Below are 17,037 nucleotides of genomic sequence, written 5' to 3'. Positions count from 1 at the left end.
CAGGATTAATCTGAAACAGCATATTTTTTCTGGTAAATTTTCTGGTTTGCATCCACTGCAGTAAAAAAAGAAGCCGATTTGGAAAACTGTATTGATTCTTTAGAGCCAAGACATAAAAAACCTCCTTTAATTAAACTTTTCAGGAAAAGCAGATGCACCTCGTTTTGCAATTTGCTATTAAAGTAAATGAGCACGTTACGGCATACTATCAGGTTTACTTCGGTAAAATCGCTGTCAATTACAAGGTTATGTTCAGCAAAAACAATATTTCGTTTTAAGTCGTTATCAAGGATGATGGAGTTGTAGGTTGATGCATAATAATCGGAAAAATCTTTTTTCCCTCCGGCTTTCTGATAATTGTTGCCATATTCTTTACAATGTTCCGCAGAATACACTCCTGTTTTAGCAACCTGCAGCGCCTTATGATTAAAATCAGTAGCATAAATTTGCGCCCGGTTGTATAAACCTTCTTCCATAAGCATTATTGCCATGGAATACACTTCTTCACCGGTGGAACAGCCTGCATGCCATATCCGGAAAAAAGGATAGGTTTTTAATGAAGGGAAAACATGATTACGCACAGATTTATAAAATTCCGGATCACGAAACATCTCGGTAACCGTGATGGAAAGATCGCTTAAAAGGGTATGGATGAAATTTTCTTCATGTAGTAATTTCCCCTGCATTTCTGAAATATTGTTCAGTCCCGACAGTCCCAGGCGATGGAGCAGACGACGCTTGAGATGTGCCTTGGAATAGTTTCTGAAATCAAATCCGTAACGCTGGTAAATAGCTTCGAGGAGAAGATTTATTTCAATATTGAGTGTTTCGTTATGTAATTCTTTGTTCATGAAAACAAGGATGGTTTTCAGTGATACAACCACACGCGCAAAAGGCTAAGCAGCTTTTCGGTGTCGAAGGGTTTGGTCATATAATCGTTGGCACCTGCGGCAATACATTTTTCGCGGTCATCTTTCATGGCTTTCGCGGTGAGGGCGATAATTGGCAGTTTAAGAAATTTACTGTCCTTGCGAATGGTTCGCATGGCTTCGTAGCCATCCATTTCCGGCATCATAATGTCCATCAGCACCAGGTCAACGTCAGGGTTCGCATTTAGTTTTTCAATACCTTCCTTTCCGTTTTTCCCCACCATAATTCTGATTTCCTTTGCCTCTAATACGCTGGTAAGAGCAAAAACATTTCGCATGTCATCATCCACGATGAGTATTTTTTTCCCCTTAAAAACTGCATCTTTATCATGTACTAACTTAAGTAGTTGCCGTTTTTTTTCGGGCATGCTGGCTTCCATGCGATGCAGGAAAAGGCTTGTTTCGGCAAGTAACCTTTCCGGAGAACGGGCTCCTTTTATGATAATGCTGTCAGCATATTTCTGCAGTTTTTCTTCATCTTCATGGGTAAGTTCCTTACCAGTATATACAATTACCGGGATTTCTGCCATTTCGTCCTGTTTCCGGATTTGTTCAAGCAGGTCAAATCCCGACATATCTTTTAGCCCCAAGTCGAGTATTATGCAATCAAAGGTTTCTTTTTTAAGTATTTCAAAAGCTTCATTGCCATTTTCTACTGCAGTAGTTTCTACACCTTCGCTTCCTATCAACTCAATAATGCTTTTTCTTATGATGGCTTCGTCGTCAATTATCAGCAATTTTTTTGTAGTGTTGGAGATGTATTTTTCGATTTTTTCGAAGGCTTTGTTAAGCTGATCAAGGCTTACAGGTTTGGTAAGGTATCCTATTGCACCCATTTTTAACGCTTTGACGTTTTTATCGGAAGCAGAAATAAAATAAACGGGGATATGGCGGGTTTCGGAGCTCGATTTGAGGGTATCCATTACTTCCCATCCGTTAATGCCCGGGAGTCCGATATCAAGGGTTATTGCGCTTGGTTTGTAAATAATTGCATAATGAAGTCCGGTTTCGCCGTCAGGAGCGATAAGGCATTTGAATCCTTTTGCCGAAGCAAGATCGTAAAGAACCCGGGCAAAATTTAGGTCGTCCTCGATAATTAGCATCACCTTATCCCCTTTCCGTATAGTGCTTTTATCGTCATGGACTTCTGGAAGTTGCGGCTTACCTTCTTTAATTTCTTTTTCAACAACAATTTCAGAAAAAACGGAGGCAGGTTTTTCCTTTTCTTCAGTTTTCACAAGGGCAGCCGAAGTTTCTTTTGGAGGCAATATGCATTTCTCGGGAAGAATAAGTGTAAAAATTGTACCCATACCTTCTTTACTTTCTACCGTTATTTCTCCGCCAAGAAGGTCGGCAAAGTTTTTTGAAATACTGAGTCCGAGACCCGTACCTCCATATTTTCGGCTGGTAGTACCATCAGCTTGCTGGAAGGCATCAAAAATCAGTTTGAGTTTGTCGTTCTGAATTCCGATACCGGTATCGGAAACGCTAAAAGCTATGGTATTTTGATGAGTAAGACCTTTCTTATTGAGTTTTTGTGAAGCATTAGGTCGGCTGATTTCGAGAGATACTTTACCTTTATTTGTAAATTTCAACGAATTGGATAATAAATTCTTTAAAATCTGATGTATTCTTACCCAATCTGATTCTATTGTTTCCGGAATTTCAGGAGCAATTGTACAGGTAAAATCGAGTTTTTTGTTGGTGGCTACGGGCTTAAAAGTTTTTTCAAGTTGGACTACAAGGTCGCCGATATAAATTTTTTCGACGTTCAATTCCAGTTTACCGGCTTCAACTTTCGATAGGTCAAGGATTTCATTAATCAGTGTCAGCAGGTCGGTGCCGGATGAATGTATGGTTTTGGCAAATTCAATTTGTTTTTCTTCGAGATTTTTTTTGGAATTATCGGCGATTAATTGGGATAAAACGAGGATGCTGTTGAGAGGGGTTCGTAGTTCATGGCTCATATTCGCCAGAAATTCCGATTTGTAACGGCTTGCCTGTTCTAAATCGCGGGCTTTTTTTTCAATTTCCTGTCCTGCTTTTTCCAGTTCCGAGTTTTTAACTTTTATTTTATCTTTTTCTCTTTCAAGGGCGCGTGTACGTTCTTCCAGTTCTTCGTTTACCACACTAAGTTCTTCTTTCTGTGCCTGCAGGGTTTCCTCCGAAATGCGCAAGGCTTTGGTTTGTTCTTCCAGTTCCTCGTTGGTTTGCCTGAGTTCTTCCTGCTGTACCTGTAGTTTTTCCTTTTGCTCCTGTGTTTCAAGATACAATTGCTGAAGTTTGGTATGGGATTGGGCGGCGTTTACTGCAACAGCCACTCTTTCCATGCACGAATCGAGAAAAGCAATCTGCAATTCGGTAAATCTTGTCATCGAACCCAATTGAATAACCCCTGCAAGTTCATTTTCATAGCTAAATGGAACAGCATAAAAATAGGAAGGAATTACTTCACCTATTCCCAGGTTGAGAGTCGGAAGGTTATCGTTTTCATTAATATAATCGAGGGCTTTTTTTTCACGGGCTACTTGCCCGGCAAGACCATCGCCGAAATTGATATTTTTGTATTTATTGTCTTTATCGTAAAATGCAAAAGTAGCTTCTAAAGTAAGAGTATTATTCTCAGAAGCTTTATAAAATAATCCTAATTGCGCACTGTTGTATTGTACAAGGAATGAAATTATTTCGTTGGCAAGTTCGTTATAGTCTTTTTTCCCGCTCATCCGCTGGCTCATTTCGCTGAGTCCGGTTTTAAGCCAATCCTGTTCGTAAAGAGTTTTGGTATTGTCGCGCAAAGTACGGGTCATATCGTATAATGCAATGCCGAGAGTATCATGTTCGCTGCGGGGCGAAATATTGGCAGAAAAATCCCCTTTTGCAATAGAATTAGCCTGCGCAACAACGCTGCGGAAGCTGTCAATCATCTGGTTCATGTATATGGCTAACACATCCTGGTCACTGTGTATTTCCACTTTTTTATCAAAATCTCCCAAAGCAATATCCTTACTCACCAGGGCTATTTTTAGAATAGAATTTACCATACGGTTGAAACTGTCTTTCATTTCGCCCACCTCGTTGCGGGGTGCACGTATGTTTTTCTGAACCAATTCTCCACGGGCTACCTGCTTTGCCCAGGCAGACAACTCTTTAAGCGGGTTGACAAATCGTTTGGTAACAATAATAGCAATAATAAAAACTACAAAAACAGTAATAAAAATAGATATTTTTACCGTTCGTGCCAGTTCTTTGGTATTTGCAAACGATTCAGAATGATTGATTTCCTCAATAACAGCCCAATGAACACCTAATTTTTCGAGTGAGGTTATGGTACGAATGATTCCATATACCCAAATATTATCATTGTTGGCATATGCCGAAACCTTTCCGTCAATATAAGGTTCGTTGCGTAAATCGGCACCATAAAGCAGCTTTTTCAACGAATATTCCCATCTTTTGGCATTTTCGTTTTTAATTGTTTTGGTAAGAATAACATCTTCTCCTTCAAAACGTGTAGCTGAACGCAATTTCCTGTCTTCGCCTATAACGAAAGCTATACCCGTTTCGCCCAAACCCACTCCATCCTGAATGATCCTGTTGATTTGCCCCATGGTAATTTCAATGGCTAATACTCCCAACACATTTCCGTTCGGGTCATTTATTATATTTCCCAGCATTCCGGAAATGGTGGCGTTTTCTTTCTTTTCAAGATCGGAAAAAGCAGGTTGCTCGTTAGCAAGGATTTTTTTACAGGTTTTTGCAAAAAGGGTTTGCGACAAAGTGCCATTGTTTATATTTTTTCCTAACGCATTATCAGAGTTGAGAGAAAAGAGAATATTTCCTTCTTTATCAATAAACAGGAAATCATAATAATCGTTGATATCACGGACTTCGGCAAGTTCTTTTCTTTTTTGGGTGGTAAGAGAATTCCAGGAATCAGAAGTAACAAACACACCGGCAGGTTTCCCGCTTTTTTCAAACTCATTGTATAAATTTGAAAAGAAGTCGGCATTCGACTCCAGTTTTATTTGCAGCAACAGCGAATTTTCAACTTCGGTAAAAAAGGTATTGATGTTTTCAGCCCTGAGTTTGGAAGTGGTAACCAGTGATTTTTCAGCTACGATAGTAAGTCCCTTAAACGCATTCATATAGTTGATGTAGCTAACCGTAGCCAAGGGTATGAATGAAATAAGCAGAAACCAGATAAACAAACCTTTCCCCACACCTATATGGAGGGATGGCTCAAAAAATAATATTTTCCGGGGCTTTCCACCGCCGGTTGCCTTTTGTTGTGTTTTCGTCATAATGTTGTGTCATAAAATGCAACAATACCCATAGATAAGTTATTGTACAGATACTTCGATTATATCGAAGAGTTCTTTCGAATCAACCGGTTTTGAAATGTAGTAATCCATACCGGCAGCAAGGCATTTTTCTTTATCACCTTTCATGGCGTGAGCTGTCATTGCAATAATGGGAGTGTGAATGCCCAACGCTTTTTCGTATTCCCGTATTTTTTGCGTGGATTCGAACCCATCCATTTTAGGCATTTGTACGTCCATCAGGATTACGTTGAATTGTCGTTGTTTTACTTTTTCAAGGGCTTCCTCTCCATTCTCGGCTATTACAATCTCCCAATCTTTTTTTTGCAGCAACCCAATAATAATTTTTCGATTAATTGGTTGATCCTCTGCAATAAGTATGGATATTCTGTTTTTACCTGAAGCAACGGGCTTTTTTTCGACAGATTCTGCAGTAGTTTCTGTAACCGTATCCGGGTTGAGTAGTCTGTTGAACAGACGAAGCATTTCGGAAGTAAGTAACGGTTTACTTAAAAAGTTGCGGATACCAAATTCGCGAAATCTGTTGATATCAACGGCAGAATTATTAGTTGTAAGTATTACCATTTCAGGAATATACTCCTTATTGATTTCATTTTTAAAAATTTCGAGAACATCAAAAACACCAATATTGGGCATTTGGCTATCAATTAACAATATATCATAGCGGGTTTTATTCCCGGACGACAGCACCAATTCTTCCAGGGCTTCGGGTGCTAAAGCGACTTCTTTATGATCTACTTTCAGGGAATCCAAAATTTCTGAAGCAACATTCCGTACATCAGCATTATCGTCGAGGAGAAGTATTTTTTTGTTTTCCAAATAGTTTAAAATATTTTTGTTTTCGTGGCTTTCCATTTTCCCCTGATTCAGTATCACTCTGAAGTAGAATCTACTGCCTATACCTACGGTACTTTCCACCTCAAGCCTTCCTCCCATCATTTCCACAATTTTTTTGGAAATGGTAAGTCCTAAGCCTGTTCCGCCATAATTTCTGGTGGTTGACGAATCGGCTTGCCGGAACGATAAAAACAAGTTTTCCACATTTTCCTGTGGAATTCCAATACCGGTATCTATTACTGAAAACTCTATTTCAATGGCTTTCCCCAGGGTTTGCCTTTTGCAAACATCTATTTTTACCTGTCCTTTGTGGGTAAATTTAATGGCATTCCCCAGTAGATTGATCAAAACCTGCCGTATCCGCAAGGGATCGCCTACAAAAACATCAGGGAGATCGGGCGCAATGCGGCTAATAAGTTCTATTTCTTTTTCAAATGATTTCACCGAAAGCAACTGGACTGCTTTTTCCACAACCTTTCTGAGGCTGAAATCAATTTCTTCCAAGTCAAGTTTGTCAGCTTCAATTTTTGATATGTCGAGTATTTCATTGATAATTTCGAGGAGTGATTCTGCAGAATTTTTTAAGTCATGCACCCTTTCTGTTTGAATATCATTTAATTTATCCATCAGAATCAGGTCTGCCATTCCGATGATTCCATTGAGAGGAGTACGAATTTCATGGCTCATATTTGCCAGAAATGAACTTTTGGCTTTGGTGGCTTCTTCGGCAATTTCCTTGGCTTTGTGCAACTCTGAAACCGTTTTTTCCAGTTGTCTCGTAGTAAATTCAAGTTCACGCTGTTGTTTGAAAAAATCAACAAAAGCGTTGATTTTACTTTTAAGAATTTCCAAATCAAGTGGTTTGTAAAGGTAATCTACCGCACCTTTTTCGTATCCTTTAAAAATATGTTTGCGTTCGGTACTAATAGCTGTTACAAAAATGATAGGGATATTGCGTGTTCTTTCGCTGCTACGCATCAGTTCTGCGGTTTCAAAACCGTCCATTCCCGGCATTTGAACATCCAAAAGTATAAGGGCAAAATCCTGTTCAAGCATTAATCCGAGCGCTTCGTTTCCGGAGGAGGCTTTGTAAATGTTGAGTTCAGGGCTTTCGAGTATGCTTTCGAGAGTAAGCAGATTTTCAGGCCTGTCGTCAACTACCAGAATATTAAATTTTTGTTTTTCTGTCATTTCTTCACTATTAATCGTTAAATATCAGTATTCCTGTTGGTAATTTCCTTCAAAGGATATAAATATAACCGCATTACAAATGTAAAAAAATATTCAATCAATAAGAACTTATTTTATTATTTTACCGGTTACAAATTAATTTGTAATTACAATATTTGCAGTTATTTATATCTTTTGTTTGTGTAAAAGGGACTTGAGTATCAAAAATTTCACTTAGCAATATGTTCAAATATTCTTCAAAAACGGTTAACGAAGCTTTGCTAAGTTCCGGTTCGTCATGTATCTTCAGTTTTATAAATCCCTTACTCAGATTACGCATTGAAAGGATACCGGTTTCGGGTGGATTTTCCAATGAAAATTGCAGATGGTACAAATATGCATACATCAACAACTGCAGGGCTTTTGAAAAGCCGGGATCAGTAAATACTTGTTCAATTTCATTGATTTTTAGTTCTTCAGGGGTAACTTGTCCTGTCTTATAATCGGTTATCCGTATTTTGCCGTTTAGCGTGTCTACCCTGTCGGCAAAGCCCTTGAGTTGAACAGCAAGTCCGTTCACGCTGATAGTGGATTGCAGTTTTTGTTCAAATTTGTTAATTACTACCTGTATTCCTTTTTTCCCAAGGATTTCTATTTCTTCTTTTTCATACAAAAGGTACTTTTTAATCATCTGGCAAACAACTTTTGCCATTAACAGATTTTTCCCCAAACGGATGTCATTGCTTTTGTAAATACTTGCAAATTTCCGGTTTACCACATCTTCCACTCCGGGTATTTCTCTTGTAATAAACTCCGTTTGTAATGGTTTACCTGTATAATTACCCAGCAAAGCTCCAACCGATGCGTGGACAATTTTTCCAAATGTAGCCGCATCAATAGTTTCATCCACCTTTTCGGGCTCACCGAGACGGATGACTTCCTGGTAGAAAAATCGGAGCGAACATGTGATATAAGCGCTTAAAGAAGAAGGAGAAAAACCCGATTTTGCCATGTCGAGCAGCCGGTCGGAAACAAAACGGTTCTTAGCCACCTGGATTGAATAATTTGTCGTATCGCTACCCAATGGCTGCGAAACGATGGTTTCGTGTATTTGCACTTCCGGATTTTTTACGGGTAACTCCTGCAGGAGCTGTTGCAGGAAGCGACTTTTTTCTCCTCCACCCAATTCATCTGATTGTGTATTGTAAACCAAATAAATATTTTCAGCCCGTTGTAAAAGTCTGTAAAAATGGTAGGCGAAAATAGCATTACGGTCGTGGTAGGTAGGCAAACCGAATTCTTTCCGGATGTCATAGGGGATGAATGAATGGGTTGTTTTTCCGGAAGGTAACGTATTTTCATTTGCCGAAAGCAGAATAATATTTTTAAAGTCGAGGTTCCGCGTTTCGAGCATACCCATCAATTGCACTCCCGAAAGAGGTTCGCCGTAAAATGGCAGGCTTGTGGTTCCGGAAAGCTGATTGAAAAACTTGTGCAATGTGGCAACTGAAAGCGTTCCGTAATTTTCCAGAAGGGTTTTTAGTCGTTTTATTAATTTTGCAAAAGCAAAAAGAAACTCATTTTCAATAGATACAGCTTTATCTTCCGATTGAGAGTTTTTTAATGCCACTCTCAGGTTATCAATTATTTTTTGCAGGTTTAACAATGCAGTTCCGGCATTATCATTCCATGGGTCAAAAACAGGCAATAAAATATCGAGGTTTTTAAAATGGGTTTTAGTGAACAATTTATAAACATCTGCAGCCGCAAAAAACACTTTATTTTCATCCAAAACCGGCTGTGCGGAAAACAGAACATCTTCTCTTCCCATAACTTCAATAATTTGCCTGATATACGGATGTAGAAGTACTTTTAGCACATCACGATAATAATATTTATCGCCATATTGCGGAAATAAATTATCTTTATTTTTATTTGTATATATAGACGTATTTTCGTGAAGAGTAAAGATGCTATCCAACAAATTATATAAAGAGGTAAGTTTCAATGGGAAACCCATGGTAACATTGCATTTTTTGATGTTTTGCGGAATAGAGTTTAAAACGGGAACGAGCAGGCTTTCGTCGGCAAGAACCACGGCAGTGTTCTCAACTTCTTCAGGCAGGTCGGGCAGGTTTTGCAGTAGCGCGCCTGCAATTTTAGTCTGACCTATAGTATTAGGGACACCAATAAGTTGTATTTTCTTCGGTAAAGCCGAAAGAAAATTTTCTTCCCAACGAAATACATGGTCATTCCACTTCAGACGATAATCCCTGATAAATTTCCCAGCTTCCTGCATGGGATTAGCAGTGTAATAGACGTCCGAATCCCATAAAAGTTCTCCTTTTTTTTGGTCAACCAGCATTTCGATAATTGCCTCTTCGGCTTTCGTGAGTGCATTGAAACCAGCAAAAACAACTTTTTCCCAAGGTAAAGTTTGAACTTTCAGAGGCATATTTTCGGCGGCGCGGCGGTATGCCAGCCCTTCGTATGCCAGATTTTTTTGTTGTAACCGCTCAGCAAGCGAAGTGTAATAGGTTTGCAAAGAATTATAAAGCCTTAAGTACCGGATTTCGAATTCAGTAAGAGCAATACCTTCCGGATTCCACAATTTCAGAGCTTTGGCTTCGGTAAGATATCCGAATAAATCGGTGGTTTGTACCATATACATGTCTGCCTCATTAAAGTCGTTGAGCATCAGTTGCGCCCAACTCATAAAATCGTCGAATGCCGATGCGTTTTCTTTTTCTATCGAACAATGTACAGCATACAGTTCAAAAAGCAGAGCAATAGGGTCAACCAGGCGGCAATCCGCCATTTTCATCATGAAGTCGCCGGAAGAAAAAACCGAAGGTAAAAAAATGGTTTCTTTTAGTTTTCGACCAAGGTATTTTTGCAAAAACAATCCCGCTCTGCGGTTGGGGAAAACGACACAAAGGTTACTAATATTATTTCCGTAATTATCAATGAGATATTCGGCAGTTTTTAATAAAAATGGTTGTACAAACATTCAGGTTTGAGACGATAAATCACTTAATTTTTATTTTCCAAACCTACGAAATTTTTACAGACAATTCCAAATGCAAAATAAATCGGGAAATAGAATGTTTTTGTACTTTTACCCAACAAAGAAAGCGCTATGCGTATAGAAAAAGATTACATAGGAACAAAAGAAATTCCTGATGCAGTTTTGTACGGAATTCATTCTTTACGGGCAAAAGAAAATTTCCCTGACACAACTCCTTTTTTTCCAGAATGGTACAAGGCTGTTGGTTTAGTAAAATTAGCCTGTTACCTGAGTTGCAAAAATTTTTTCCAGGCGCTGAAAGAAAAATATGGAGAACTCCCTCCCCAGCTCAAACTGATGAAGGAAGAGCATCTCGATGTTTTGATTGCTGTTGCCGGCGAAATAAGCGAGGGGAAATATTTTGACAATTTTATAGTTCCTGCGGTAAACGGAGGTGCAGGAACAAGCATCAATATGAATATAAATGAGATTATTGCTAATGCCTCTTTGCTAAAACTGGGTAATAAACCCGGAAATTACGAGCTTATTGACCCTATTGAGCATGTCAATATTTTTCAAAGTACCAACGATGTAATTCCCACTTCGCTGAAACTTGCGATTATGCTTTTGCTCAATGACTTGGAAGGTTCTATTAATCAAAGCCGTAATAGCATCGAAACACTTGAAAACAGGTACAGAAACACTCTTCGTACAGGGTACACCCAAATGCAGGAAGCGGTTCCAACATCGTATGGCAAACTTTTCGGAACGTACAGTGAAGCATTTTCGCGCGACTGGTGGAGGATTTCCAAATGTTTTGAAAGGATAAAAGTGGTTAACTTGGGAGGAAGTGCCATCGGAACGGGCGTTGCAGTACCACGGTTTTTTATCAGGGATGTGGTACAAACCCTTCAAATAATCACGGGATTACCGGTAACCCGTAGCGAAAATCTTGCCGATGCCACAAGCAATCTTGATATCTTTGTCGAAATTCATGCCATCCTGAAAGCCCATGCCGTTAACCTTGAAAAAATTGTTTCCGACCTTCGGCTTCTTGCAGCAGATATTGTTTCACAAAACGAAATCCGCATTCCCAACCGCCAGGTTGGGAGTTCTATTATGCCCGGGAAAATTAACCCTGTAATCCCGGAATTCACTATCAGTGCCGCACATAAAATTTATGCCAACGATGTATTGATTACTTCGTTGTGCGCGCAAGGTTGTCTTGAACTGAATGCTTACATTCCTGTTATTGGTCATGCCCTGCTCGACAGCCTGAAACTCCTTATTGCTTGCAATACAACTTTAAAAAACAATTTATTCGACGGGCTGGAAGTGCTTCCCCTTGTCGCCGAAAACAAGTTATTTTTGAGTCCGGCTATCACCGCGGCTTTAATCCCCTACATTGGTTATCACCAAGCATCACAACTTGCCCGTGTTATGAAAACGGAGGAAATATCCATCTTCGAAGCAAACGCTTTATTATCTTTCATAGATGAAGAAAAGCTCAGAAAAATTCTCAAGCCGGAACAGTTATTAAAACTTGGTTTTACTATTGAGGAAATACTATAAAACAAGGTGTTTTCAAGGAGTAATACTCGAAACAAAATTTCCGGCGTTGTCATCAACTATGGTCATATCAGCACTGTCAACGAAGCCGTCGCCGTTGATGTCAGTTGCAAGATAGCCCATAATAAAATTGGTAGCATCATTACCGAGTAAGGACATATCAGCGGAATCCACAAATCCGTCCTGGTTAATGTCTCCGCTAAAAATCAAAAAATTACTTCCAGCATGTTTAAGATTATCACCATACGCATTGGTAACAGCGGTAGTAAAGTCATAAAAGGTGGTTACTGCTTCCATGGAAACAGGGGTAGCAGACCATGTGGTAATGCTGTTCCTTTGAGCGACGCTTATGTAATAACTATTTGAAAAAGAAACAGGAAATTGTACTGTAGCGTTTCCATCAGATAATAAGGAAACATCGGAAGCACTAAAAACCGGGGAATATGGTAAAATTTCATCGTGAAGATTTACCGTAATTTTATCGGCAATATTGTTGGCATACTGAAAATTATTTTCGTTACGTGCACAGTTCATCGTTCCGTTTTCATTATAAAGCCCTTCGATAAAAAGCTTCAAATTAAGTGTTTTTACCGGAATAAGCGGAGCGTCTGCAAGTGTAATAGTTGCAACATTTTTGCGTGCAATGGTTGTGGTATTTGCACCCGACGACCAAATTCCGTCATCATCAGTATTGTATGCATAAATGGTGTTATCTGCATTTCTGGCTTCAATCCGGCGTATTCCCTGCGGATTATTAGCGCCGATTGGAATTACGGCAGAATAGTCACCCGTATTGCTGGTACCGCTTTGCATGTAAACGTCGTTAATTATTGAAGGAAGTCCCGTTTGTATAGCACTGGTAGGAATGGCATTTCGTATCTGGTAGGCAAACACCGGGTCTCCGGTTCCCGAAACATTATTAAAAAGCAAAACATATTTTCCGTTTGCCGAAACATCAGCCGAACCTTTTATAAAAGCACCGTCGTCGTTTGCGAAAGTAGTACGGGCTGTTGGTGCAATATCGAGTGCTGTTATGGTTTTTTCACCTACAAAAAGAGGAGACCCGGGAGCTACGGAACCTGTGTAATAAGCTATTCTCAGGTTGTGTACTTGTCCCGCATCAAAGCGGGTACCATTACCCGTAGGTTGAATAAAAATCCACAATGGACCACTTGATCCCTGATTATCTGTAATAAATGCATTAGTGATTGTTTGAGAAGAAAAAGTACCATTCCACACATTACCTGCACCAAAAATGGTTGCGGCTTCGCTAACAAGTGCCAAGCCCGCTTTTAAATTGTACATAGTGTTGGGAGATAAATTATTCAAGCTAATACAAAAAGCTACCGGTGTTCGAGCTGTATTTGCAGAGGAAGCTGTTTTGCATCCCATAAAACGGGGAATTACTAATTCCTGCATTTCGGGTTGGGGTACCGGTATTATTTTAATAACTGAAGAGGTATCGGCTGTTGCGTTTACCGTAGAAGCTGCAATCCTGTAATTGCCTATGGTGCTGAACTGAATATCATTAAATGTAGCTATCCCATTTACTACCTGTTTTGATAAAGTGCCCGTCATCGTACCATTGCCTTCTGAAAGGGCAAGGGTAACAGTACCTGAAAAAGCCGTGTTGACTTGATTTGCGGCATTCCGTACCTCTATGGTAAAAGCTGCAACAGGAGTAGCAACATACCCATTTCCTGGAAAACCGCAAAAATTCAGGGTGTTTCCCGTGGCTATTGTTGAGTTAACTTTTATTTTCAACACCACCGGCAAATGGTCGGATAAATTGTAAAGAGCATAAGTTACACTGTCGGGAACAGTTGCAGAAAGAGGTAACCGGAGCAGAGAATCATTAAAATGCAATCCGTCGTTTCCCAAGGGATAATAACTATCAGGAATATAATGAACAGATGAGGTTTGTGTCATCAAACCCGAAGAGAGAAGAATAAAATCGAAACGACTGTCCATTCCGCTTGTGGCTCCACCACCAAAAGCACGTACACGTGTACTTTGCGTATGTACGTCGGCAAAAGCTGCATTGTCGTCCCAGTTGCCGGGACGGTTTACGGGATCATTCAGCAAGAAGTTTCCGGTAGTTGTGAGCAAGGTATAAGCAGGTTCCGATGAACTGTAAAAATTAAAATCACCCCCAAACAATATATTTTCCCCCGTAGTTTGCGTTTCAAGATAATTTTTAAAAGCAAGACATTCCAAATACCTTTTTTGCTCATTAAACGGACCATTCGATGATTTTAAATGGGTACCAAAACAATCAAAAATTACTGAATCGGAGGTTGCCGGAAGTTGGTACAGGTGATATCTGTTAATCAGCCGCAAGTCGGTTTGAATGGTATCCTGAAACGACAATCCAATTTTTTCATTATTATAAAACAAGGCATTATCCGAATCAGGACCATCGGTAAATGCAGCCTTCGAATAGTTGTTTGCACCATTACGGTTTATTACCTGATTTAATATAGAAACGGCATCAGCATCCGAATTCATTTCACTCAGAACCATTATGTCAGGATGGTAATAATCAAAAATCGTACGAAACCACTGGTTTTTAGCAGTAGTATAATTTAGCACATTATAATACATTATCTTAACCGTATCCTGTGCCCGAATATTAAAAAATACCAGGAACAGAAATACCGTCAATAAAAGAATCCTTTTTGAAAAACACATGGCTTTTAAAACAATATGCAATGATATTAGTTCATTCTCAATAAATACGTTCCCATTTTTCATGGGGTGCAAAAATAACATAAATAGTTTTCAGATTGTGTAATTTGTTGTTTTTTAACATTAAAATGAAAATTTAGGAAAATTATGCTAAGGTTACTGTTTTTGGGAAATATTTTCTATTAAAATGCCTTTCCCTTTCAGGGTGAATAAAAATACTTATTACAAATTAAAATTTGTTTACATTTACCTGCTATGATTAAAAATACGTTACTCGTTATTTTTCAGCTTTTTTTTGCTTTTTTTATACCCATGGTTTTGCAGGCACAGCAGTACCACGATTTCGGTTTTGTACGAAACGATACGGTTGTAGTGCAAAAATCTGATGGCAGTCCTTATACCTTTCCCTGGGCTGGCGGTATAAATTCCTGCCAGTTAGGGAACATTCATCTTGATGACGACACCCTTAACGACCTGCTCGCATTCGACAGAAATGGCAACCGTATTCTTCCTTTTGTAAACAAAGGAACACAGGGAGTACCATTGTACAGTTTTGCGCCCGGATACATTAAGTATTTTCCTGAACTGAAAGAATGGGTACTTCTTCGTGATTTCAACTGCGATGGAAAAGCCGATATTTTTACCTACACAACAGGTGGAATAAAAGTATTCAGAAATATTTCCGACAGTGTGCCTCGTTTCAGGTTGGAAACACCTCTTTTGCTATCGTACCAATACGGAGGGTATGTTAATCTGCTGGTTACATTAGCCGATTATCCTGTGATTGATGACCTTGACGGGGATGGGGATCTTGATATCCTCACTTTCTTCGGGTTAGGATCGTACGTGGAATTGCATAAAAACATTTCCATGGAAAAATATGGTAATTGCGATAGCCTCGATTTTGTTCTGGATGAAAAATGCTGGGGGTTTTTCCGTGAAGGTACCGAAAGTAATATACTCACTCTTAATGTTCCATGCCCTTATAATCAGGATACACGTCCCGCAATACCCCTTTTACATACGGGTTCTACCCTGCTCACCCTCGACCTGAATGATGACGGACTGAAAGACCTGTTGATTGGAGATGTGGGATATCCGCAATTGATAGCCCTCCAAAACGGGGGGACAACCGACTCTGCATTGATAACAGCACAAGATACTGCTTTTCCTGCCCCTGCTGCAGTGCATTTAATTTCATTTCCTGCCGCGTCCTATCTCGATATAAATAATGATAATGTTAACGACCTTTTTGTTTCCCCTTTTGATCCCACTTTTGATAACGCTGAAAATAAAAAAAGTTGCTGGTTATATTATAATTATGGAAGTAATACTTTGCCTAAATTTTATTTATCAGGGAAAAATTTTCTGCAAAAAGATATGATAGATGCGGGAGCGGGAGCTTACCCCGTTTTTGAAGATATAGATGCCGATGGATTAACCGATGTGGTTATCGGAAACTATGGAACTCTCGATTCTTCTTGGATGTTACACGGAAGTCTTTTTACGCGTTACCATGCGCAACTTGCCTTTTACAAAAACACGGGCAGCGAAAAACTTCCCGTTTACAAGTTGATTACTGAAGATTTAGGCAATATTTCATCATTAAAAATCAGGGCAGCATATCCTGCTTTTGCCGACCTCGATGGCGACGGGAAATCCGATTTATTACTGGGAAATGCATCCGGAAATGTAATATTTTTTAAAAATACGGGAATACAAAATGGGTTGCCGCAATACGAAATTGCAGACATGTTTTTTGCAGGCATTGACGTAGGGGGCTACAGCGCCCCCCAGTTTTTCGACCTTAACGGCGACGGTTTAAATGATCTTGTTATTGGGAAACAAGACGGTACCATCAGTTTTTACCAAAATACCGGAACACAAGCTCAGCCTTATTTCACTTTCGTTACAGATAATTTAGGCAATGTAGATGTTACGGATACCCTGTTATCGTACGACGGATTTTCCACACCCTGTTTTTTCCATGATAAAAAAGGAAAAATGTGTCTGTTCTGTGGCTCGGAATTTGGCAATATTTTTTACTACAATAATATTTCGAACAACCTGTCGGGCACTTTTACACTCGTTGAAAATCCATTACTTTTCATAAATAATGGCAGCAGAAATGCTGTTACGGTTAAAGACCTCAACGGCGATGGATACCCGGAAATGATAGCAGGAAATTATTCGGGTGGAGTTACCTTTTATCAGGGTGTTTCTTCTTCCGAAATGGATGTTGACGAAAAGCCCGGCATTGCTGAAAGATTTTTCGTTTATCCCAATCCTGCAAACCAGATTATTTTCATCAAAAATTCATTTGACGCTAATTCATCACCTTACAAAATAAGTATTTTTGATTTAACAGGAAGAATAATAAAACGAAGCATTATTTGCAATGGCGAAAGCCTCGATGTTTCAACATTGCATGCCGGGGTTTATTTTTGCAGGATTGGATTAATTGTGAAAAAAATAATGATTTGTCATTAGTGCAAAA

7 protein-coding genes are annotated in these 17,037 nt (G+C 39.3%); 2 read left to right on the top strand and 5 right to left on the bottom strand.

Annotated elements, in window-relative coordinates:
• Nucleotides 1–5: 5 nt before the first annotated feature.
• The 4 genes from M0R21_03305 to M0R21_03290 all read right to left on the bottom strand — a co-directional run bounded on the left by M0R21_03305 (nucleotide 6) and on the right by M0R21_03290 (nucleotide 10,286).
• The gene (locus M0R21_03305) at nucleotides 6–851 is read right to left on the bottom strand and encodes a protein-glutamate O-methyltransferase CheR (protein MCK9616843.1); all 846 of its coding nucleotides are present in this window, start codon (nucleotides 849–851) and stop codon (nucleotides 6–8) included.
• A gap of 17 nt (nucleotides 852–868) precedes the next feature.
• Nucleotides 869–5,230 carry a response regulator gene (locus M0R21_03300; GenBank protein ID MCK9616842.1) on the bottom strand — a complete coding sequence of 1,454 codons (4,362 nt, stop codon included), beginning with the start codon at nucleotides 5,228–5,230 and terminating at the stop codon, nucleotides 869–871.
• A gap of 39 nt (nucleotides 5,231–5,269) precedes the next feature.
• On the bottom strand, nucleotides 5,270–7,297 hold the full coding sequence (locus M0R21_03295; GenBank protein ID MCK9616841.1) for a response regulator: 2,028 nt from the start codon (nucleotides 7,295–7,297) through the stop codon (nucleotides 5,270–5,272).
• 121 nt (nucleotides 7,298–7,418) lie between these two features.
• Entirely contained in the window at nucleotides 7,419–10,286 is a 2,868-nt protein-coding gene (locus M0R21_03290) for a PD-(D/E)XK nuclease family protein (GenBank protein ID MCK9616840.1), read from the bottom strand.
• A 129-nt stretch (nucleotides 10,287–10,415) separates the two neighbouring features.
• Here M0R21_03290 and M0R21_03285 point away from each other — a divergent pair, with 129 nt between their 5' ends.
• Nucleotides 10,416–11,855 carry a lyase family protein gene (locus tag M0R21_03285; GenBank protein ID MCK9616839.1) on the top strand — a complete coding sequence of 480 codons (1,440 nt, stop codon included), beginning with the start codon at nucleotides 10,416–10,418 and terminating at the stop codon, nucleotides 11,853–11,855.
• Nucleotides 11,856–11,867: 12 nt separating this feature from the next.
• Here M0R21_03285 and M0R21_03280 read toward each other — a convergent pair whose 3' ends face one another.
• Nucleotides 11,868–14,624, bottom strand: a complete 2,757-nt coding sequence (locus M0R21_03280) for a hypothetical protein (GenBank protein MCK9616838.1) — start codon at nucleotides 14,622–14,624, stop codon at nucleotides 11,868–11,870.
• Between the two features lie 171 nt (nucleotides 14,625–14,795).
• On the opposite strand from M0R21_03280, the gene M0R21_03275 reads away from it, so the two are divergent.
• On the top strand, nucleotides 14,796–17,030 hold the full coding sequence (locus M0R21_03275) for a T9SS type A sorting domain-containing protein (protein MCK9616837.1): 2,235 nt from the start codon (nucleotides 14,796–14,798) through the stop codon (nucleotides 17,028–17,030).
• The last annotated feature ends 7 nt before the right edge of the window (nucleotides 17,031–17,037 follow it).

Source organism: Lentimicrobiaceae bacterium (genome assembly GCA_023227965.1).
GTDB lineage: Bacteria > Bacteroidota > Bacteroidia > Bacteroidales > JALOCA01 > JALOCA01.
Note: the sequence above shows the minus strand (reverse complement) of the source record. Positions and strands in the feature narration are given on the sequence as shown.